We start from the raw sequence: 20,742 nt of genomic DNA on the forward strand, positions 1-20,742 counted from the left end.
GCACACACCCGGTCAGGTCACGTTGAAACCGCTTGAGCGTCACGGCAAGAGATCAGCAAGCGGCGACCGATCTGGCTTCGGAAAGCAGGCTCAAATTCTGTCGCAAGTCATTCCAGCCAGTCGATAGAAATATTATGAGTGGAACGACCTGCGACACTGGTCGTATGCCCGCCCGTCTTCCATTCGTCATGGACATGATGGATAAAGCCCGCCTCGACCGCAGGCGCACCGATGTCAGCTCTCTATCCGGAAATCGAACCCTATGATCATGGCCTGCTCGATACGGGCGATGGCAATCTGATCTATTGGGAAACCTGCGGCAATCCGGCGGGCCGGCCGGCGCTGGTGCTGCATGGCGGGCCGGGCTCCGGCTGTTCGACGACGGCGCGGCGCTATTTCGATCCCGATACCTACCGAATCATTCTGTTCGATCAGCGCAATTGCGGACGCAGCCTGCCGAGTGCTGCCGATCCGCAAACCGATCTCTCCCTCAACACCACCTGGCATCTCGTTGCCGATATCGAGCGGCTGCGGCTCTTCTTCGGCATCGACACCTGGCTCGTTTTCGGCAATTCCTGGGGCTCGACGCTGGCGCTCGCTTATGCCGAAACCCATCCCGAGCGCGTCGCCGCAATCGTCATCGCAGGCGTGACCACCACAAGGCGGTCGGAGGTCGACTGGCTTTATCGCGGCATGGCGCCGCTCTTTCCGGAAGAATGGCACCGTTTCCAACAGGCGGCTGCCGCAGGCAGCCAGGAGCCAGATCGGGACATGGTAGCCGCCTATCATCGTCTGCTCAACGACCCCAGTCCGCAGACGCGGCTGAAGGCGGCACGCGACTGGCATGACTGGGAGGCGGCTTCGATCCTGCTCGCCGATCCTCAAGGCCTGCCCAGCCGCTGGGCCGATCCGGCCTATCTGCTGACCCGCGCCCGCATCATCACCCATTATTTCACCCACGGCGCCTGGCTGGAAGACGGCGAGCTTTTGAAGAACGCCGCGCGACTGGCCGGCATTCCCGCCATCCTGCTGCAGGGAAGGCTCGACATCGAGGCGCCGCTTGTCACCGCCTGGGAACTTGCCCGCGCCTGGCCGAAAAGCGAACTCCAAATCCTTCCGCATGCCGCCCATTCCACTGCCAATCCCGATATGAGTGCGGCGATCGTCGCCGCCACCGATCGATTTCGCAATTTTCTTCAAAAATAATTTGCCGCCGAAAATGCGAATCTGAGCGCTATTCCGCTTTTGAAGCGGCCGAATCGACCAAGCCCGGCCTGTATCGCCAGCTTTCCCCTCGCCGCCCGAGCACATCGGACTTTACCCGGCTCACCGAAAACCCTTAACGCCGGGACGGCAACGCAACCTTTTTGCGGCCGAAAGCCTTGTTGCGCAAATTACATTTTTAATCGATTTCGAGACAAATCCGCATCAAGTTTTAGTCGAATTCGACTTGGTTTTTAGTCAGGTTTTATCCGCATTTGAATCAACTAAGCCTTTAATTCTATTACGTAATTTTGCGTGAGATAAAAACGTCTGTGCGATTGTCGCCTCAACTTACGGGGAGACGGCAATGACAAGTGCGAATATCCTGAAAGGCGGCCTGCTGGCCGGTATCATCACCATGGCAATGGCGGGTACGGGACAAGCGACGCCCGCCAGCATGGCGCTCGCTGGCAATGCCAGCCCGCCGATCGGACACTATGAATTCTGCAAGGCGAATCCGAAGGAATGTGTCGAAGTCGGCGGCGATGCCGGACCGGCTATCCTCACCGAGGAGCGCTGGAAGGAAATTCTCAAGGTCAACTACACGGTCAATTCGACGATTCAGCCGGAGACGGATGAACAGATCTACGGCGTCGAAGAACACTGGGCCTATCCCACGACCGTCGGCGACTGTGAGGACTATGCCCTGCTGAAGCGCAAGATGCTGATCGAGGACGGTTTCTCGCCCTCAGACACGCTGATGACGGTCGTGTTGCAGCCGAATGGCGAAGGCCATGCCGTGCTGACGGTCCGCACCGATCACGGCGACTTCATTCTCGACAACATGCGCAACAAGGTGCTGCTGTGGTCGGATACCGAATATACCTATCTGAAGCGCCAGTCCGCCGACGATCCGGCCCGCTGGTCGAAGCTTCAGGACGGCCGCGCTGTCGCGGTTGGTAGCGTCAAGTAAGAACAGCCTGCCGGCCCACGCCGGCAGCCTGCGGCCCGGTCAGTCCCCGCATTCCGTCCCCGACCGGCGCCCGAGAGCCGTTCCCGCTGTCCCGGGAACGGCTCGTTTTCTTTTGGGACAGGCTCATTCCCTCCCTCGCCGCGCCTTCCAGATCGCAATGCATGTCGCCCGGAATGTGCCACGGTTCCGGAGGGCCACATGCTTGAAAACAAGGCGCTAAACACCTCGGATGAATCACGTTCGACGCGATGCGTCTTAGCGAATTGTTAACCATGCCGGTCTGATCATACCGATCAGATTCACCATCGGCATCGGCGGTCCATGTTCCCGCGGCCGAAACGCGAAGAACCGCCATGAGCCATGCCGTGCACAGCGCATCCGACGAGCAGCCGCTTTTTTCCATGGGGTTTCTCATCCGCACCATGGCCGTGATCGCAGTCCTTGCCGTGATGACCGTCGCCATCAGCATCGGCGGGCGTTGGTTCGGGCGGCATATCTCGCTTGCCGGCAACACGGACAGCACTGCCGAGATTTCGCTGACGATCGGCCGCGACAGCGTGAAATTCCCCGAGAATGCCATCCGCTTCCCGAGCCAGAGGCATGAAGGCGCAGCCGAGCGCGTCGATCTCTACCTCGCCTGGCCCGAAATGCAGGGTTACGGCAAGGAAAACCATCTTCGATTCGACGATGTCTCCCAATCCTCCGGCCTGATCTTCCTGCAACCCACCCAGAGCACCATGTCGCGCGACATGTCCGGGCGGCTGGAGCCGATCTATTCGCATCTGCTCGAAGGAGCGGCCGAGACTTTCGGCAACGGCCTGACGCTGCATCGTCTGCGCGCCGACGCCGGCTATGGCGACGAGGTGCTGCTGACGGCGCCCGTCAAAGGCGGCCCGGATTATGTCGTGCGCTGCATATTGCCTTCAGCCCCGGACAAGGCGGCGAGCGGAGATTGCCAGCGCGATATTAAAATCGGCAACGATCTCAGCGTTCTCTACCGCTTCTCCAGCAGCCATCTCGACGACTGGGAACATATTGATGCCGCTATCCGCACCTTTGTGGAAGCGCGTCTTATGAACCGTTCTGCAACAAGTCCCTAAAATGCTCCCCGGACAGCGAAATAAACGATTCATCATAAACGGATTGGTAACGCCCAATCGGTAGATTTGAAAGACGAGCTGTGCGGCGGGAGGTGTGCGGTTCCGGCCGAATATCTGAAGCGCCAAATATCTGAAATGCAAAGCGAAGAGTGGAATAGTGTCAAGGTCAGTCTCCTCCGTATCATCGTCCCGATCCGGCAGTTTTTTCGCAAAACTGCTGGCGATCCTTTCGGTGGCCGTCACGATCGTCCTGGTCGATTCGGTAAGTGCCGAAGCGGAAGCGGCGAATTCAAAATATGCAGGCATCGTCGTCGACGCCAAGACCGGCAATGTTCTCTACAGTGAGAATGCCGATCGGCTGCAATATCCCGCTTCGCTGACCAAGATGATGACCCTCTACATGACCTTCGAGGCGCTGGAGCAGGGTCGCATCCGCCTGGATACGCCGGTTCCCTTCTCCGCTCATGCAGCAGCACAGGCGCCAACCAAACTCGGCGTTCGCGCCGGCGGCACGATCACCGTCGAGCAAGGCATTCTCGGCCTCGTCACCCTGTCGGCCAATGATGCCGCAACCGCGCTCGGCGAAATGCTCGGCGGCGGCAGCGAGGATCGCTTTGCCCAGCTGATGACCGCCAAGGCGCATGCGCTCGGCATGACGCGCACCACCTATCGCAATGCCAACGGCCTGCCGAATACGGCACAGATGACGACGGCGCGCGATCAGGCCCGCCTCGGTATCGCTCTTCGCCAGCATTTCCCGCAATATTACGGCTATTTCTCCACCCGCGCCTTCAAGTTCGGCACCCGCACGATCCGCAGCCATAACCGCCTGGTCGGTTCGGTAGCCGGCGTCGATGGTATCAAGACCGGTTATACCAGGGCTGCCGGTTTCAATCTGGTGAGTTCGGTGCAGCTGGAGGGCAAGTCGATCGTCGGCGTCGTGCTCGGCGGCGCTTCGGGGCCGGCTCGTGATGCCCAGATGCGCAATCTGATCGCCGCCTACCTGCCGAAGGCCTCGAGCCGCGGCGGATCGTCGGCACTGATCGCCCAGGCGGCCCCTGCCCCTGCGATGATCGAGACACCTGAACCGGTCCAGCCGCAGAAGGTCCAGCAGAAGACCCAGCCGCAAATGGCAAAGACGATCACCGCTGCGCAGTCGCCGGTTTCGGCAGCCGTCGCCGATCTCAGCCTGCCGCATAAAGCCCCGCTGCCGGATGCGCGCGAAGTGGCCGAGACCGAGGTCGCCTATGCCGAGACCACGCAGTCGAAGTCCGACAATCCGCTGGTCGCACAGCCGATGCCGGCGCCGACCAAGGTCAAGACCAAGACCTTCAAGCAGCAGGCATCGGTGCCCGCATCGAAGCCGTCGGAACAAGACGATGCCGGCGTCGATAACGTCACGACGGCCTCGACCAGCCCTGCTTCTGCTGGCGCCGCTTCCAGTGGCAATGGCCCGGCCGGCTGGGTTGTGCAGGTTGGTGTCTCGCCGAGCCGGCAGATGGCCATGGACCTTCTCGATAGCGCCAAGACCAAGGGCGGCAAGGCATTGGCCTCGGCAAAGCCCTTCGCCGTCGCCTACGGTGCCGGTAGTGACCAGCTCTACCGCGCCCGTTTCGGCGGTTTCGATGACCAGCGCGATGCGGTCAACGCCTGCAAGGCCTTGAAGAAGGCCGGTGTCAAGTGCTGGGCGGCTGCCCAATGAGCTATTCGATGCTGCCTGCAAGATGGCCGGCGGCGTCGGTAACGGCCGGAATCGGTGTTTGCGTTTCCGGCCACCGTTCTTGAACTCGATCAGTATTGCGTACGGGGAAAACAATGGCGATCAATGAGAATGTTCCGGGAATGCCTTCAGACCGCCGCATGACGGCCAAGGGCCGCTCTTCTCTGCATCCGTTGCACGAGGCGGCCATGCGCCTGGCCGAGATCGGCCTGCAGCGGCCGAAGCCGAAGTCTCCGAAAACAAGGGATCTCATCAATCTGCTGCTTTGCCACGGTGCCCGCGCCTGGCGTTATTCCCAGCCCGAAGCCCGCATCCATCTGCACGTCATCTCGCAGGACGGCAGCGTGCCGGTGCATCTGCGCCTGCGCTGACCGGCCAGACATCCGCATAAAAGGACTAGAGCAGGCCAAGTTCCGTCAGCTCGCGGCGAAGGTCCGCGGGCATTTCGACAATACCGGCCCCTAGGCTTGTCAGGTCGCGCGGCACGTCATCCTCCGTGTAATAACGCCAGCCCTGGAATGGCCGCTTCGGCTGCACAGCCGTCTCGATGACTTCAGGGCCGAGCATCAGGCGGCACCGCGAAATGCCCTCGCCGTCGGTGAAGGTCTCGATGCCGAGCAGCTTTTGGCGCGCCTGCACCTGCCCCTTGATCACCCAATAGAGCGAGCCGCCGTCCAGCAGCTCCTCCATGCGTTTCGGCACCATGCGCGTCGTGTGCACGGAGTGCGGCTCAAGTCCGGCGGCGATGGCGCTGAGCGAGCGTTCCGTCACCCATTCGCGCAGATCGTCTATCGAGTCGGCGCCGACGCAGAGTTTGATGAGATGCAATGCCATGCCGCCGTTGAAATCCTTTTGGCAGCGGGCGTCAAGCGTCTAAAGCAATTCCAGGAAAAGTGTGAAGCGGTTTTCCCAGGCAAAGCGCGAGGCGTTTGCCGATAATTACGTAAAAACAAAAGGTTAAAGCGGTTCTGCGCTAGCGTGAGGCGCTGAACCGCTCTAACGCAGGAGTCCACAAACTCAGCATTCGACCACGTTGACGGCCAGGCCGCCGGTCGAGGTTTCCTTGTACTTCTCGCTCATGTCGTGGCCGGTCTGGCGCATCGTCTCGATGCAGGCGTCGAGCGGCACGAAATGCTGGCCATCGCCCTTGACGGCGAGTGATGCCGCAGTGACGGCCTTGACGGCGCCGAGCGCGTTGCGCTCGATGCAGGGAACCTGCACCAGGCCGGCGACCGGATCGCAGGTCATGCCGAGATGGTGTTCCAGCGCGATTTCGGCGGCGTTCTCGATCTGCTCCGGCGTGCCGCCCATGACCGCCGCAAGGCCTGCAGCCGCCATCGCCGCCGCCGAGCCGACTTCGCCCTGACAGCCGACTTCAGCGCCCGAGATCGAGGCGTTGTGCTTGATGATGCCGCCGATGGCCGCGGCCGTCAGCAGATAATCGCGGATGCCGTTCTGATCCCAGTCCTCGTGGAAATGCTCGTAATAGCGGATCGTCGCCGGAATGACGCCGGCAGCACCATTGGTCGGCGCCGTGACGACGCGCCCGCCGGCGGCATTCTCCTCGTTGACGGCCATCGCATAGACCGAGAGCCAGTCGTTGGCGAGCAGCGGATTGACGCGGTTGCTGCGCCACTCCTCCTCCAGCTTGTCGTGAATCCTGCGGGCGCGGCGCTTGACGTTGAGGCCGCCCGGCATGATGCCATCGACCTTGAGGCCGCGCTCGATGCAGGAGCGCATCGCTTCCCAGATGCGGTCGAGTCCCTGGTCGAGTTCCTCCGGGCTGCGCTGGCTCTCCTCGTTCGCCCGCTTCATCTGCGCGATCGACAGCCCCGAGCGCTCCGCCATGTCGAGCATCTGCCTGGCGGTCGAGAAGGGATAGGGCACGCGCGTGCTGCCAGCCGCGTTCTTCTTCGCCCGCATCTGCTCCAGCTCGGTGTCGGTGACGACGAAGCCGCCGCCGACCGAATAATAGATGCGCTTGAGGAGCAGCCGGCCATCCCTGTCGAAAGCGGAAAAGGACATGCCGTTGGCATGGCCGGGCAGCGGCTGTTTCTTGTCGAAAATCAGATCGGTCTTCGGCTGGAACTGATAGCCCGTATGCCCCTGCGGCGTGATGCGGCCGGTGCGCTCGACCGCATCGACGATGCCATCCATCCTGTCGGGATCGACGCTGTCGGGCGCCTCGCCCATCAGGCCGAGAATGACCGCCCTGCCCGTGCCGTGGCCGATACCGGTATGAGCAAGCGAGCCGTGCAGGCTGACCTTGATCGCGACGACCTCGGCGCCAGACGATGGGCGCGGCCAGTCGTTCGACAGGATCAGTTCGAGAAACCGATTGGCGGCCGACATCGGACCCATCGTGTGCGAACTCGACGGCCCGACACCGATCTTGAAGACATCGAATACCGAGAGAAACATGGATGCGCCTTCTGATGACAAGGATACAAATTTAAGCGACGCCGGTTTTCCATCCGTGCGGGCCACCGACATCGCATGCAGCCGGTGCGACATTGTGGCTGCCCACCAAAACGATGAGACCGACCTTACCAATCATTGCAGCATTTCAATGCATATGTAAGGTGGCCGCACTTCATGCGGAGACTGAATCACTGATGACGACGGCGGACTATATCGCTCTGGCCTTCTTTGCCTGTGTCTGGATGGGCTATTCCTGGCTACTGCATGGCCGCACCTTCTTCGGACGCACCAGCCTCACCCATGCGATGATCGAACGCCGGCGGGAATGGATCTACAATTCGCTGCGCCGCGACCTGAAGATGATCGACACGCAGATCATGGCCGGCCTGCAGAACGGCACCGCATTTTTCGCTTCGACGTCGATCTTTGCGATCGGCAGTTGCTTTGCCCTGCTCGGGGCGACGGAGAAGGTCGACGCCGTCTTCGCCGACCTGCCCTTCGTCTTCCACAGCGGCCATGCCGTCTTCGAGATGAAGGTCGGCGGGCTGGCAGCGCTTTTCGGCTATGCCTTCTTCAAATTCGGCTGGTCATACCGGCTGTTCAACTACTGCACCATCCTGTTCGGCTCGATCCCGATGCTGCGCGATGCCGAGAGCGACGTCATCGCCGCCGAGCGGGCCGCCGAACGCGTCATCCGCATGAATGTCATTGCCGGCAGCAATTTCAACGAGGGGCTCAGGGCGATCTTCCTGTCGATCGGCTATCTCGGCTGGTTCATCAACCCCTATGTCTTCATGCTGACGACGGCGACCGTCATCTTCGTGCTGACGCGTCGGCAATTCTTCTCGCAGGCACGGCTGGCAATCATGGACGCCGGCCCGCCATCAAATCTCCATCTTTCTGCTATTCGCCGCGACATGCCGCCGAGCGGCGGACCTGATTTGCCCGAGGGACTGTGATGACATTGCCGGCAATCGAAGCCGATGTGGCGGCAAAGCCGCCGCGCATCGGCCTGTTGGACACGGCGCGCGGTGTCGCGCTGATCGCCATGGCGACCTACCATTTCAGCTGGGATATGGAGTTCATGGGCTATCTCACAGCCGGCACGGCCGAGACCGGCTGGCTGAAGATCTACGCCCGGGCGATCGCCACGACCTTTCTGTTCATCGTCGGTATCAGCCTCGTGCTGTCGAGCACCCCCGAGATCCGCTGGCCCTCCTTCTGGAAACGTTTCGGCATGATCGCCGCGGCAGCCGCCGTCATCTCGATTGCCACGCGGATCGCGATGCCGAACGAATGGATCTATTTCGGCATCCTGCATTGCATCGCGGTGCTGACGCTGATCGGTGTCGTTTTCTTGAGGTTGCCGCTCGCCGTCACGCTGATCACAACGCTCGCGCTCCTTGCCGCCTGGCTGACCGACAATTTCGGCCCACCCGGCCTCATTCGGTCATCCTTCTTCGATCCGAGATATCTCGCCTGGGCCGGCCTTGCCGCGATGCCGGAACGGTCCAACGATTATGTGCCGCTGTTTCCCTGGGCAACGCCCTTTTTCGCTGGATTAAGCTTCGCCTTGATCGCGATCAGAACCAAGCTGCCGCATCGGCTTGCCGCCATCGGTACCGGTTCCTGGTGGCCGGCAAGGCTCGGCCGCCACAGCCTTGCCTTCTACCTCATTCACCAGCCGGTGTTGATCAGCATCGCCTACGGGCTTACCCTGGTTATCCCGCCGCAGGCACCGGATCCGGTCGCGACCTACCTAAGGCAATGCAACTCCGCCTGCGTCATGCAGCAAGGCGAAGCGCTCTGCCGCAGCTTCTGCCAGTGCACGCTGGACAAATTGCAGACACAAGCCCTGTTTACGCCGCTGCAGGCGGGCGCAATCAATATTGAGACGGACGAGCGGGTCCAGACGATCGCTGCCGAATGCAGCGCCGAGGCGCAATAAGCCTGAATCCTCAGGTGGTGACGCCGATTTCGGCGAGGCGGCCGAGGCAGGCCTCTTCGATATTGTCGAGTTCCGTCAGCGTATCGTCGATATCCTTGCGCTTCTGGCGCAGGTCCTCGCGCTTCTCGTCGACGCGTTTCATCAGGAGCTTCAGCTGCCCGAGTTCACCCGGCGGCTCCTTGTAGACCTGAATGATCTCGCGGATCTCGGCGATGGTGAAGCCGATGCGCCGGCCGCGGAGAATTTCGCCGATCAGCCGTCGGTCGGCCTGGCGAAAGAGACGGGTCCGCCCCCGCCGCTCCGGATGGATCAGTCCCTCGTCCTCGTAGAAGCGCAGCGTGCGGGTGGAGACACCAAATTCGCGCGTCAGCTCCGTTATGCTATAAAATTTGTTCACCGGCATGTGTTCCCCGTCTTGAACCGGCAATAATATTGACTTTTACGTAATAGTCAATTTCGTCAGCCGGTCAGATGCCGAACCACCATGTGGCGATGCCGAGAAAGGCGAAGAAGCCGGTACAGTCTGTCACTGTCGTCACGAAAACGGACGAGGCGATCGCCGGGTCGGCCCCCACCTTATCGAGCAGCAGCGGCAGCAGGATGCCGGCAAGGGCTGCTGCCATCAGATTGATGATCATCGCCGCCGCGATCACCCCGCCGAGCTGATAGTCGTGGAACCAGATGCCGGCGATCGCGCCCATGATCGTTGCGAAGACGATGCCGTTCAGGATGCCGACGCCCGCCTCTCTACGGATGATGCGGCCGGCATTATAGATGTCGAGATCGCGGGTGGCGAGCGCGCGCACAGTCACCGTCATCGTCTGCGTGCCGGCATTGCCGCCCATCGAGGCAACGATCGGCATCAGCACCGCAAGCGCGATCATCTTCTCGATCGAGGCATCGAACAGGCCGATGACGCTTGCCGAGAGCATTGCCGTGCCGAGATTGATCAAAAGCCAGAGGAAACGCGAACGCGCCGTCGACAGCACATTGTCGGACAGTTCTTCGTCGCCGACGCCGCCGAGGCGCTTGATGTCCTCGTCCGCTTCCTCGTGGATGACGTCGACGACGTCGTCGATGGTCAGCACGCCGACGAGCCGGCCGTTCTCGTCGACGACGGCAGCAGAGAGAAGGTCGTACTGCTCGAAGAGCTGGGCCGCCTCCTCCTGGTCCATCTCGGCGGGAACCGGATGGTTGGTCTCGCGCATGATCTGCTCGATCTTCGTCTGCCGCTTGGTGCGCAGGATCTGATCGAGATCGACAGCGCCGAGCAGCTTGAAGGTCGGATCGATGACGAAGATCTGCGAGAAGGAATAAGGCAGATCCTCCTCGTCGCGCATATAGTCGATCGTCTGTCCGACCGTCCAGAACGGCGGCACGGCGACGAATTCCGTCTGCATGCGGCGCCCGGCCGAGCTTTCGGGATAGTCGAGCGCCCGGCGCAGCCTGACCCGCTCGGTGAACGGCAGTTGCGCGAGAATCTCTTCCCGGTCTTCCTTGTCGAGATCTTCGAGAATGTAGACGGCGTCGTCCGAATCGAGCTCGCCGATCGCTGCGGCGATCTGCTCGTTCGGCATCTGGTCGACGATCTCGCGGCGGATCGCCTCGTCGACCTCGGTCAGCGCCGTCATGTCGAAGTCTTCGCCGAGCAGGCGCACCAGCGCCAGGCGCTGATCCGGCTGGATCGCTTCCAGCAGGTCGCCTATTTCGGATTCATGCAGGCGGGCGACGTTCTGGCGCAGGAACAGCGTGTCGCGGTCGGCGATCGCGGCGCCGACGAGCGCCAGGAAATCGCTGCGGACATTGCCGTCCTCGTCGTAAATATCGGCTTCTTCGTCGTCCGGACGCCTGCGGATGCGGTCTTCCCCGTCGGTCGTCGTCATCTGCCGCCCTCGCATCTGGTTCGAATTTCAACGACTACAGCGCCGCACTCGCAAATGTCGGCGAAAACATATTGTCAACAAGCAGATAAGCAAATCCCGCAATGGGAATTCATGTTTCTGCTAGCCCAAAGCAACCTTGCCGTAAAGGCGCAAACCTGCCTCTTGATGACAATGCCTGCGGCCGGCGATAGTTTCGCCACCCGTCCAGCCAGCGCCCGTTCAAGCAGAGAAAGCTGCCCCATGCCCATCCGTCCGATCCTGCTTTATCCGCATCCTGCTCTGAAGACCGTCTGCGCACCGGTGACGGACTTCGGCCCGCCGCTCGCCGAACTTGCCGACGACCTGCTGGCGACGATGCGCGCCGCCCCCGGCGTCGGCATCACCGCCGCCCATATCGGCGTCCTCAGCCGAGTGACTGTGCTGGAGCTCGACAAGGCCTTTGGCGTGCGCCTTTACGTCAACCCGGAGATCACCTGGTTCTCGAAAGAGACGATGAACCACGCCGAAGGCAGCGTCTCCATGCCCGGCGCCACCGACGAGGTCATACGCCCGCGCGCGATTCGTTTCCGTTACCAGGATGCCGAAGGCATCGTGCACGAAGAGCCAGCCGAAGGTTTCCACGCCATCTGCATCCAGCACGAGGTCGACCAGCTCGACGGCATTTTCTGGCTGCAGCGCCTCTCCCGGCTGAAACGCGACCGTCTCGTGAAAAAATGGGAGAAGGCCCAGAACTGATAATCTGCACTGACAATCGGAACCGATAATCAGGGCTGGAAAATCACCGACCGCGCCGAACCATTCGCCGCTGCCCACGTTCTCGCAAAGAACCCCAGCGTTTTTCCGCAAAGAGACGAGGAGCGACCGCAATGGCAAGGATCGGTGACAAGACCCAGTTTACCCGGGAAAAGCCGGAGCTTTCCCGGGAGGAAGACTATCGTGACCTCGAGGAACGCAATCTCGACGACGGCTGGCCCTATGCAGACGGCACCGGCGCCGACCCGGCCAACCGCCCCTATGGCGAGACGGCGGCAAATTTCGACAGCGACCCCAACAAGGGCTTTCGCATCGACGGCACGGATGCAGACGGTAACGAGAACCGCCTGAAGGATTCGCTGCGCCCCGACACCATCGACCGGGATGAAAGCGACGACCTCGAAGCACGTGTGAACGATCGTCTCGAAAACATCCCCGAGGTCGACATCGACAGTATCGAGGTCCACGCAGACGGGCACGTCATAACCCTGGAAGGTTCGGTGGAGACGATCGGCATTGCCCGCAAGGTCGAACTCAGTGCGCTTTCGGTCGACGGCGTTCGCCATGTCCGCAACAAACTACAGCTGACCGGCGTCGACGCGCATATCCCGAATGAGGACTGATTGATTCACAAGACACTCGGGAGGCGCCGATGCCTCCCCGCCTCCGTCGATTTTCCCACCCCGCCAACATTACCAAAAGTTAACAATTCCAGATTGCATCATGATATGCTCATGCGGATGCCGCATTCGGCCATTTTGCTTAGGCGGCTTCTGTAACGTTAACGTCAATTTCGTTGACAACACTGTGATTTCATTTGGACAAAAGGTCGCGGCCACGTCGCCGTTTTTTCACAAAATTGCCTGAATTGGGGCGCGAACTCGCAGGTGCCGAGGGTTAGTTTATGTTGTCAAATTCAACAGCAGATTGAGGAGATAGACCCATGCGCATCAAATTTGCCCTTGCCGCTTCCCTGTTCGCCGTGAGCCTTGCAGGAGCTGCCTTCGCCCAGCCGGGCTATTCCGACGACTATACCAACGATAGCGACGGTTTCGCACCGAGCCCGATAGCGAAGCCGGCCCCGGTCCATTACAGCAACCGCAAGGCCCCGGCCTATTCCAGCGACTATACCAACGACAGCGACGGCTTCGCGCCCAGCGCCATGGCGGCCCCTGCCGTCGACAAGACCGCAACGGCGAGCATCGCCCCCCTGCCTCCCTGCCACAGCATGATTGGCCCGACGGGCTCCCACACCAAGGGTGCCGACAGCGGCGCCTCGCGCACCGAAGCTTGCCGCGCGACGCATTGATCCAAAAAAAGAAAGGGCCGGAAACCGGCCCTTCTCTTTTTCAATCCGCTCTCTCGTGTGAGTGCAAATCGCCCGAAGGCCCGCAACGGTTCCGGCGCAAGGCGCTTCAGAACACGAATGGAATCAGCCGGTAGCGGGTTGTGGCCATGAAGGCCGTATAAGCAGGATCCTGGCTGAGCAGACGCTCCTCCGCAAGGAGGCGGAAACATTGTGCGGTCAGCGCCGTCGCATAGATGGTGAGGTTCCAAAGGCTCGGATGCACCAGCAAGAAGGCGATATGCGTCATCAGATAGCCCGCATACATCGGATGGCGGACAAACTTGTAGGGCCCGCCGATCTTGACCCCACGATTGGCCGGCGCCAGGCCGAAGCTTCGCCGCAATGATAGCTTTGCCGATATCTGCAGGACGAAACCGAATACCATCAACATCCCACAGAATGCGAGCGGTGCAAGCGGTTGTGTTGAAGCGGGCACGACAAGCAACGGGAAGAGCGTGCCGATGGCGGTGACCATCAGGTCGAACGGCCGAAGCGACGCATTTTTCGTCCGCCGGCGCGTCAGGATAAGGAAGGCGGCAGCTCCCTCCGACACGATCAGCAGGCCATCGATGATCGCTCGATCGTCCTGCATCTGCGATAGAATCCGCAAGACGATCGCGACGAAAAGAGAGCTGATCACCACTTTTTCAACGATGTCGAGAACGAAATACACATCCAGGAATGACAAGCTTGCCGCTGTCTTTTTTTTCATCGCTCGCAAAAATTCCGCATCATAGGCCATGCTACCCTATATGCGTGCGGTCGCTAATTATGGGTTAAGACTTGATCTGACCGGGCAGCGATTCGCCGGCCGATCTCGCAGCAGAATGAAACAACGACGGGCCAACGCAGGGATTTCTGCAAGCAATATCAACATCATGACGCAGATTTCCGGAGACAGGTCGCCGTCCTGAACAATCAGCTTTCGCTGGTCGTTTCGCCGAAAACCGCCTCGAAGGCGGTGCGCAGCCGGATATCGACATCAGCCATCATCACGGGCAGGCCGAGATCGACGAGGCTGGTCACGCCATAGGCCGATATCCCGCAGGGCACGATGCCGCCGAAATGATCGAGATCCGGATCGACGTTGAGCGACAGTCCGTGGAAGGTCACCCATTTCCGCAGCCTGATGCCGAGGGCGGCGATCTTGTCCTCGGCCATCGTTCCATCGGCAAGCAATGGTTTTTCCGGCCGGCGCACCCAGACGCCGACGCGGTCTTCACGTCGCTCGCCGCGGACATTCATCATATCGAGCGTACGGATGACGACATCCTCGAGGGCAGCGACGAAGGCGCGCACATCCTGGCGCCTGCGCTTCAGGTCGAGCATCACATAGGCGACGCGCTGGCCGGGTCCATGATAGGTGTATTCACCGCCGCGCCCCGTTGCAAAGACCGGAAAACGGTCCGGCTGGACGAGATCGCTCGCATTGGCGCTGGTGCCGGCGGTATAGAGCGGCGGATGTTCGACGAGCCAGACCAGCTCATCCCCGCCGTCCGATATCGCCGCCACTTCGCGCTCCATCGTCTCCACCGCCTCCTCATAGGCAACGAGGCCGTCGGCGATGCGCCAGCGCACCGGCCGGGTGCCGGCCTGGGGAAGCATGGAGAATTCGAGATCGGTGCGAAGCATGGCCATTCCTTGCCGCCCTCCCATAAATGCCTGCGAAATTAGGGGGCGACAGGATAGCTATATGGACCCGTTTCAGGGGCAATTCAAATGCGATGACCGGTTTTTAAAAAAACTGTCATACCGCCCTTGTGCACCCCAAATCCTTTTGCTACATGCTGCCCCGCCGACGCAAATCGGCACCTACCACGATGCGGTCGTGGCGGAATTGGTAGACGCGCAGCGTTGAGGTCGCTGTGGGGCAACCCGTGGAAGTTCGAGTCTTCTCGACCGCACCATTCCCTTTCTGGGAAACGCTTTCTAAGCGACAATTTCGATTTTACCTCGAAATTATCCACGGCTCCTCGGCTTGATCGCCCGGCCTTCTCATGGTTGAGGCGTCATCCCCGCAAGAATCGGCCACCATGTCAGATCCCCATCAAAATTCCCTGCAGGGCATGGCCATCATGTCCGGCGCCATGCTGATCCTGCCGACCATGGATGCCATCGCCAAATATATGGCGACCTTCGAAGCGATGTCGCCGGGTCAGGTGACCTTTTACCGATTCTTCTTCCAGATCGCCTGCACCCTGCCGATTCTCTTCGCGCTGTTCGGGTTGAAGGCGCTTTCGGCCAAACGGCCATGGATGAACCTGCTGCGCGGCGTGCTGCATGGTGGTGCGAGCCTGCTTTTCTTCGTCGCGGTCAAATACATGCCGCTCGCCGATGTCTTCGCCATCTATTTCGTCGAGCCTTTCATGCTGGCCGCCCTGTCGGCACTGTTCCTCGGGGAGAAGGTCGGCTGGCGCCGCTGGATAGCGATCGTGGTCGGTTTCGGCGGCGCGATGATCGTCATACAGCCGAGTTACGAGATTTTCGGCCTGAAGGCGCTGCTGCCGGTCGCCTGCGCCTTTCTGTTCTCGCTCTACCTGTTCCTCAACCGCGCCATCGGCGAGGCCGATTCGCCGCTGACGATGCAGACCATGGCCGGCATCGGCGGAACGGTGTTCATGGCCGCCGCCCTTTTCGTCGGCAACGGTTCCGGCAATGCCGATTTCGCCGTCTCTCTGCCCTCCTCCGGTCTCGCTCTTGCGCTGCTCCTCGCCCTCGGCCTGATCTCGGGATATGCGCATATGCTGGTGGTCCGGGCTTTCCGGCTCGCGCCGCTGTCGCTGCTTGCGCCGTTCCAGTACTTCGAGATCATCTCGGCGACGGTGCTCGGTTATGCGCTGTTCAATGATTTCCCGAGCTTCTCCAAGTGGATCGGCATCTTCATCATCGTCGCATCCGGGCTCTTCATCATCTGGCGCGAGCGGCTGCAGGCGCAATCGTTAAAATCTTCCTGACCCCGGGAATGCCGGATTAACTTCTCTTCTTGAGGGATCGTCAATTCGCAGGCGATAAAACTGTCTCCGGCTTCATGATGAAGCCTGGAGCTAAAACATGAGCGAATTTCGTCTCGCTTTTCCGGCCTGTGTCGTGGCCGGTAAGCATCGGCTGACGGCCGAAGATATAATACTGTTGCGCAAACATGCTTTCCCGGAAGGCATCCGGACATCCGATGATGTCGTGGCCATGTTGGCGCTCAATAATTCCTGCCCTGAAAAATGTGCCGCCTGGAACACGTTCTTCGTGGAGCAGCTCGCCGGTTTCATTGTTCATTATACCTACCCGCAGGGCTCGCTTGATGAAATCAACGTCGCCTGGATCATGCGCATGTTCACGACCGACGGCGTCGTCAACTCGGCGCTGGAACTCGAGCTCATTCTGCACATCATGGAGATTTCGGCCGACGTCCCGGGTGAATTGAGGGCGCTCGCCCTCGATCAGCTCCGTCTGGCGATCACCGACAATATCGGTGGCTACAAGCTGTCGCGCGCCGTCGATCGCCGGGGCATTACCCGCCAGGACGTCGATTTTGCGATGCGCATCTTCAGAAGCGTCGCCGAAAGCGGCGTCATTCCCGTTTCCTCGGCCGAATACGGCGTGCTCAAGCAGATCGAGCAGGCGACGCTGCCCGGCGCCAATCATCCCCACTGGACGGGAATCATGGCCGCCGTCGAGCTGCGTGACTATGCCGAGCCGCGGCGCAGCCGCTGGCTGCGCATCGTCGACGAGGAACCCGTCTGCGAAGCAGCTGTCGCCTGATGCACTTCAAGCCTGATTGTGCGTTCCGGTGTTTTGTGCGTAAAACTCCGGAACGCATTTCTGGGTGGAGTCTCGATGTTCAAGAAAATCCTGATCGCGAATCGCGGCGAAATCGCCTGCCGCGTGATCAAGACCGCGCGCCGCATGGGCATTGTGATCGTTGCGGTCTATTCGGATGCGGATCGGGATGCACTGCATGTCGAAATGGCCGACGAGGCCGTGAATATCGGCCCGGCCGCGGCCTCCGAGAGTTATCTGGTTGCCGAAAAGATCATCGCGGCCTGCAAGGCGACTGGCGCCGAGGCGGTACATCCCGGTTATGGCTTCCTGTCCGAACGCGCCGCCTTCTGCGCTGAGCTGGAAAAGCAGGGAATCGTCTTCATCGGCCCGAAGCCGAAGGCCATCATGGCGATGGGCGACAAGATCGAATCGAAGAAATTCGCCAATGCCGCCGGCGTGTCGACAGTGCCCGGCCATCTCGGCGTCATCGAGGATGCCGCCCACGCGGAAGTGATATCGGGCGGCATCGGCTATCCCGTCATGATCAAGGCATCGGCAGGCGGCGGCGGCAAGGGCATGCGAATTGCCTGGAATGAGGCAGAGGTGCGCGACGGCTTCGAGCGCGCCCGCTCGGAGGCCAAGAGCTCCTTCGGCGACGACCGCGTCTTCATCGAGAAGTTCATCGTCGAGCCGCGCCACATCGAAATCCAGGTCCTGGCCGATGCGCATGGCAATGTCGTCTATCTCGGCGAACGCGAATGCTCGATCCAGCGGCGGAACCAGAAGGTGGCGGAAGAGGCGCCCTCGCCTTTCCTCGACGAAAAAACCCGCAAGGCGATGGGCGAACAATCGGTGGCGCTGGCCAAAGCCGTCGATTACCAGAGCGCCGGCACCGTCGAATTCATCGTCGACCGCGATCGCAATTTCTATTTCCTCGAAATGAACACCCGCCTGCAGGTCGAACATCCCGTGACCGAACTCGTCACCGGCATCGATCTCGTCGAGCAGATGATCCGTGTCGCAGCCGGCGAGCCCCTTCCCCTGGCCCAGGAGGATATCAGGCTCGACGGCTGGGCGATCGAAAGCCGGCTCTACGCCGAAGACCCCTACCGCAATTTCCTGCCCTCGATCGGCCGCCTGACACGCTACCGCCCGCCGGCCGAAGGCCGGACCGGCAATGTCGTCGTCCGCAACGATACCGGCGTCTTCGAAGGCGCCGAAATCTCGATGTATTACGATCCGATGATCGCCAAGCTCTGCACCTGGGCGCCGACCCGCAGCGAGGCGATCGAGGCCATGGGCCGGGCGCTCGACGGCTTCGTCGTCGATGGCATCGAGCACAATGTTCCGTTCCTGGCGGCGCTGATGAAACATCCGCGCTGGCGCGAGGGCCGGCTTTCCACAGGCTTCATCGCCGAGGAATATCCCAATGGTTTCGCGCCGATGAAGCCGGATCGGACGGAAGAGGCAGTCCTTGCCGCCATTGCGCTGTCGGCCTCGCTGATCGAGGCAAACCGCCGCGAGCGTTTCGCCGATCGCCTGCACGCCGCATCTGGTGCGCTGCGCGAGCACTGGGTGGTCAAAACAGGCGACAACCATGTCGCAGTCAGATTGCTCGACGGCCTCGTCACCATTCCTTTCGACATGGAAATGGCGATAGAAGGCAAGAACATGAGCGTTGTCACCGACTGGAGACCGGGTGATCCGGTCTGGAACGGCAAGGTCGGCGGCCGCGATATCACCGCGCAGATCCGCCCCGTTCTCAACGGCATGCGCATCGATTGGCAGGGCCTGTCGGTGACGGCCAAAGTCTTTTCGCCGCGCCATGCCGAACTCGACAGGCTGATGCCGGTGAAGCTGCCGCCCGATACCTCCAAGCTCCTGCTCTGCCCAATGCCAGGCCTCGTCGTCGCCATCGCGGTTGCCGAGGGCCAGGAAGTCAAGGCCGGCGAGACTTTGGCGATCGTCGAGGCGATGAAGATGGAAAACGTGCTGCGCGCCGATCGCGATCTCGTCGTTTCGAAGATCAATGCCGCGGCCGGCGAAAGCCTGGCCGTCGACGCCGTGATCATGGAATTCGCCTGAGGTAAGGCGCGGGTCAGCTCGCCATTTCCTCGCTTGAAGTCAGCCGTCCCGTCGTACATATACGGAAAACTTCAAGCTCATGCATTCAAGCGAGAGCATCCGCAGCGTGGTTCCGTATTGATGGCTTCGACGACCTATACGACCGACCTCAAGGGCATCGACGAGTTCTCCGCGCGCGAACTTTACGATCTTCTGAAAATGCGCGTCGACGTCTTCGTCGTCGAGCAGAACTGCCCCTATCCCGAGCTCGACGGCAAGGATGTCGATGCCCTGCACCTGCGGCTGCTGGATGGCGGCGAACTGCTCGCCTCTGCGCGGCTGCTGAAGCCGCATACTGCGCAGGATCCCTCAAAGATCGGCCGCGTGGTCGTCTCGCCCGCCCATCGCGGAAAGCGTCTGGGTGATGCATTGATGAATGAGGCGATCGTCGCTTGCGAGCGGCTTTATCCGGCAAACCCCATTGCCTTGTCGGCGCAGGCCCATCTGCGCCGCTTCTATGAATCCTTCGGCTTTATCGGCACGTCGCAGGAATATCTGGAAGACGGCATTCCCCATATCGATATGGTCCGCCAGCCGGCCACGCAACCGGCCTGAGGATATTGCCATGATCTATGTCGACGCCGATGCCTGTCCGGTGAAACCGGAAATTCTCAAGGTTGCGGAACGCCACGGCCTTGAAGTCACCTTCGTCGCCAATTCCGGCCTGCGCCCCTCGCGCGACCCGATGGTCCACAACGTCATCGTCTCCAACGCCTTCGATGCCGCCGACAACTGGATTGCCGAGCACGCCGGCGCCGGCGACGTCGTCGTCACTGCAGATGTACCGCTCGCCGTTCGCTGCGTCGCGACCGGCGCCTTCGTCAGCGGCCCCACGGGGCGCGTCTTCGACGAGACCAATATCGGCATGGCGAGCGCCATGCGCGATCTCGGCGCACATCTGCGCGAAACCGGCGAAAGCAAGGGTTACAACGCCGCCTTCAGCCCGAAAGACCGCTCACGGTTCCTCGAAACCTTCGATCGCCTCTGCCGCCGCGCCAAGAACCTTTCCGCGGAGGCCGGCGGCCAGCGGTGACGCAAAGGCGGCATGAAACGGGTGGCATGGCTGCCATGCCGATTCCTACCTTGAACACAGCCGTTCCCTGACGCATATAGAGCTTATCGCAGACGACTGCGGCATCCTCGGATGCAACGTCGCGGGGACGGCCTCGCTCTTGAACAAGGAGAGTCGCATGGCCTGGTTTCTGCTTTTTCTCGCCGGTCTTTTCGAATGTGGCTGGGCAATCGGCCTTAAATACACCGAGGGTTTCACTCGGCCGCTGCCGACTGCGCTGACCGTCATATCCATGGTGGTCAGCGTCGTGCTGCTCGGCCTTGCCGTGAAGCACTTGCCGATCGGCACCGCCTACGCGGTGTGGACCGGCATCGGCACGGTCGGCACGGTGCTGCTCGGCATCTGGCTGCTGGGTGATGCGGCAAGTGTCTCCCGTCTTGCCTGCATCATGCTGATCGTCGGCGGCATCGCCGGTCTCAAGCTGACCGCTTGATATAAAAC

Annotated in this window: 22 protein-coding genes and 1 tRNA gene; 17 read left to right on the forward strand and 6 right to left on the reverse strand. The window is 61.0% G+C overall.

All coding sequences use genetic code 11. The features are described 5' to 3' along the window. The first annotated feature begins 231 nt into the window (after positions 1-231). From pip to GGD57_RS01535, 5 genes are all read left to right on the forward strand, one after another. The gene (gene pip, locus GGD57_RS01515) at positions 232-1,206 is read left to right on the forward strand and encodes a prolyl aminopeptidase (protein ID WP_184466173.1); all 975 of its coding nucleotides are present in this window, start codon (positions 232-234) and stop codon (positions 1,204-1,206) included. 364 nt (positions 1,207-1,570) lie between these two features. Next, the gene (locus GGD57_RS01520) at positions 1,571-2,176 is read left to right on the forward strand and encodes a transglutaminase-like cysteine peptidase (RefSeq protein WP_184466175.1); all 606 of its coding nucleotides are present in this window, start codon (positions 1,571-1,573) and stop codon (positions 2,174-2,176) included. Positions 2,177-2,529: 353 nt separating this feature from the next. Continuing rightward, the gene (locus GGD57_RS01525; RefSeq protein WP_184466177.1) at positions 2,530-3,276 is read left to right on the forward strand and encodes a hypothetical protein; all 747 of its coding nucleotides are present in this window, start codon (positions 2,530-2,532) and stop codon (positions 3,274-3,276) included. Positions 3,277-3,433: 157 nt separating this feature from the next. Continuing rightward, positions 3,434-4,978 (forward strand): serine hydrolase, encoded by a 1,545-nt coding sequence (locus tag GGD57_RS01530; RefSeq protein ID WP_184466179.1) that lies wholly within the window; start codon positions 3,434-3,436, stop codon positions 4,976-4,978. A 113-nt stretch (positions 4,979-5,091) separates the two neighbouring features. Next, positions 5,092-5,367, forward strand: a complete 276-nt coding sequence (locus GGD57_RS01535; RefSeq protein ID WP_085737330.1) for a hypothetical protein — start codon at positions 5,092-5,094, stop codon at positions 5,365-5,367. A 25-nt stretch (positions 5,368-5,392) separates the two neighbouring features. Here the strand turns inward: GGD57_RS01535 and GGD57_RS01540 are convergent, their stop codons facing one another. Together GGD57_RS01540 and GGD57_RS01545 are read right to left on the reverse strand one after the other, a co-directional pair. Next, on the reverse strand, positions 5,393-5,830 hold the full coding sequence (locus GGD57_RS01540) for a DUF1489 family protein (RefSeq protein ID WP_184466181.1): 438 nt from the start codon (positions 5,828-5,830) through the stop codon (positions 5,393-5,395). A gap of 183 nt (positions 5,831-6,013) precedes the next feature. Continuing rightward, a complete protein-coding gene (locus GGD57_RS01545) occupies positions 6,014-7,417 on the reverse strand; it encodes an L-serine ammonia-lyase (protein ID WP_184466183.1) in 1,404 nt (467 codons plus the stop codon). Positions 7,418-7,611: 194 nt separating this feature from the next. Between GGD57_RS01545 and GGD57_RS01550 the strand changes: the two genes are divergently transcribed. Further along, the gene (locus GGD57_RS01550) at positions 7,612-8,376 is read left to right on the forward strand and encodes a DUF599 domain-containing protein (RefSeq protein ID WP_184466185.1); all 765 of its coding nucleotides are present in this window, start codon (positions 7,612-7,614) and stop codon (positions 8,374-8,376) included. Beyond that, positions 8,376-9,365, forward strand: a complete 990-nt coding sequence (locus tag GGD57_RS01555) for a heparan-alpha-glucosaminide N-acetyltransferase (RefSeq protein WP_184466187.1) — start codon at positions 8,376-8,378, stop codon at positions 9,363-9,365. Before GGD57_RS01550 ends, GGD57_RS01555 begins: the two co-directional genes overlap by 1 nt. A gap of 10 nt (positions 9,366-9,375) precedes the next feature. On the opposite strand, the gene GGD57_RS01560 is transcribed toward GGD57_RS01555, so the two are convergent. Together GGD57_RS01560 and mgtE are read right to left on the reverse strand one after the other, a co-directional pair. Beyond that, complete coding sequence (locus GGD57_RS01560) at positions 9,376-9,768, reverse strand: MerR family transcriptional regulator (RefSeq protein ID WP_085737334.1); 393 nt, start codon at positions 9,766-9,768, stop codon at positions 9,376-9,378. Positions 9,769-9,832: 64 nt separating this feature from the next. Further along, positions 9,833-11,248 (reverse strand): magnesium transporter, encoded by a 1,416-nt coding sequence (gene mgtE / locus GGD57_RS01565; RefSeq protein ID WP_184466189.1) that lies wholly within the window; start codon positions 11,246-11,248, stop codon positions 9,833-9,835. A 240-nt stretch (positions 11,249-11,488) separates the two neighbouring features. Between mgtE and GGD57_RS01570 the strand changes: the two genes are divergently transcribed. The 3 genes from GGD57_RS01570 (at position 11,489) to GGD57_RS01580 (ending at position 13,310) form a co-directional block, all read left to right on the forward strand. Beyond that, positions 11,489-11,983 (forward strand): peptide deformylase, encoded by a 495-nt coding sequence (locus tag GGD57_RS01570; protein ID WP_184466191.1) that lies wholly within the window; start codon positions 11,489-11,491, stop codon positions 11,981-11,983. 131 nt (positions 11,984-12,114) lie between these two features. Beyond that, on the forward strand, positions 12,115-12,624 hold the full coding sequence (locus GGD57_RS01575) for a BON domain-containing protein (protein WP_184466193.1): 510 nt from the start codon (positions 12,115-12,117) through the stop codon (positions 12,622-12,624). 320 nt (positions 12,625-12,944) lie between these two features. After that, a complete protein-coding gene (locus tag GGD57_RS01580; RefSeq protein ID WP_184466195.1) occupies positions 12,945-13,310 on the forward strand; it encodes a hypothetical protein in 366 nt (121 codons plus the stop codon). Between the two features lie 106 nt (positions 13,311-13,416). Here the strand turns inward: GGD57_RS01580 and GGD57_RS01585 are convergent, their stop codons facing one another. After that, positions 13,417-14,061, reverse strand: a complete 645-nt coding sequence (locus GGD57_RS01585; RefSeq protein ID WP_184466507.1) for a methyltransferase family protein — start codon at positions 14,059-14,061, stop codon at positions 13,417-13,419. A gap of 206 nt (positions 14,062-14,267) precedes the next feature. Then, on the reverse strand, positions 14,268-14,987 hold the full coding sequence (lipB, locus tag GGD57_RS01590) for a lipoyl(octanoyl) transferase LipB (RefSeq protein WP_184466197.1): 720 nt from the start codon (positions 14,985-14,987) through the stop codon (positions 14,268-14,270). A 184-nt stretch (positions 14,988-15,171) separates the two neighbouring features. Here lipB and GGD57_RS01595 point away from each other — a divergent pair. The 7 genes from GGD57_RS01595 (at position 15,172) to sugE (ending at position 20,734) form a co-directional block, all read left to right on the forward strand. Continuing rightward, a tRNA-Leu gene (locus GGD57_RS01595) sits at positions 15,172-15,256 on the forward strand. A gap of 126 nt (positions 15,257-15,382) precedes the next feature. Next, positions 15,383-16,303: a DMT family transporter gene (locus tag GGD57_RS01600; RefSeq protein WP_184466199.1), complete on the forward strand. Its 921-nt coding sequence runs from the start codon at positions 15,383-15,385 to the stop codon at positions 16,301-16,303. 97 nt (positions 16,304-16,400) lie between these two features. Continuing rightward, positions 16,401-17,105, forward strand: a complete 705-nt coding sequence (locus GGD57_RS01605; protein ID WP_184466200.1) for a hypothetical protein — start codon at positions 16,401-16,403, stop codon at positions 17,103-17,105. A gap of 75 nt (positions 17,106-17,180) precedes the next feature. Beyond that, a complete protein-coding gene (locus GGD57_RS01610) occupies positions 17,181-19,190 on the forward strand; it encodes an acetyl-CoA carboxylase biotin carboxylase subunit (RefSeq protein ID WP_184466201.1) in 2,010 nt (669 codons plus the stop codon). A gap of 120 nt (positions 19,191-19,310) precedes the next feature. Beyond that, positions 19,311-19,784: a GNAT family N-acetyltransferase gene (locus GGD57_RS01615; protein WP_184466202.1), complete on the forward strand. Its 474-nt coding sequence runs from the start codon at positions 19,311-19,313 to the stop codon at positions 19,782-19,784. 10 nt (positions 19,785-19,794) lie between these two features. After that, a complete protein-coding gene (locus GGD57_RS01620) occupies positions 19,795-20,262 on the forward strand; it encodes a YaiI/YqxD family protein (RefSeq protein ID WP_184466203.1) in 468 nt (155 codons plus the stop codon). 157 nt (positions 20,263-20,419) lie between these two features. Continuing rightward, on the forward strand, positions 20,420-20,734 hold the full coding sequence (gene sugE, locus GGD57_RS01625; RefSeq protein ID WP_184466204.1) for a quaternary ammonium compound efflux SMR transporter SugE: 315 nt from the start codon (positions 20,420-20,422) through the stop codon (positions 20,732-20,734). Positions 20,735-20,742 lie beyond the last annotated feature (8 nt).

It is taken from the genome of Rhizobium esperanzae (assembly GCF_014197615.1).
Taxonomy (GTDB): domain Bacteria; phylum Pseudomonadota; class Alphaproteobacteria; order Rhizobiales; family Rhizobiaceae; genus Rhizobium; species Rhizobium esperanzae_A.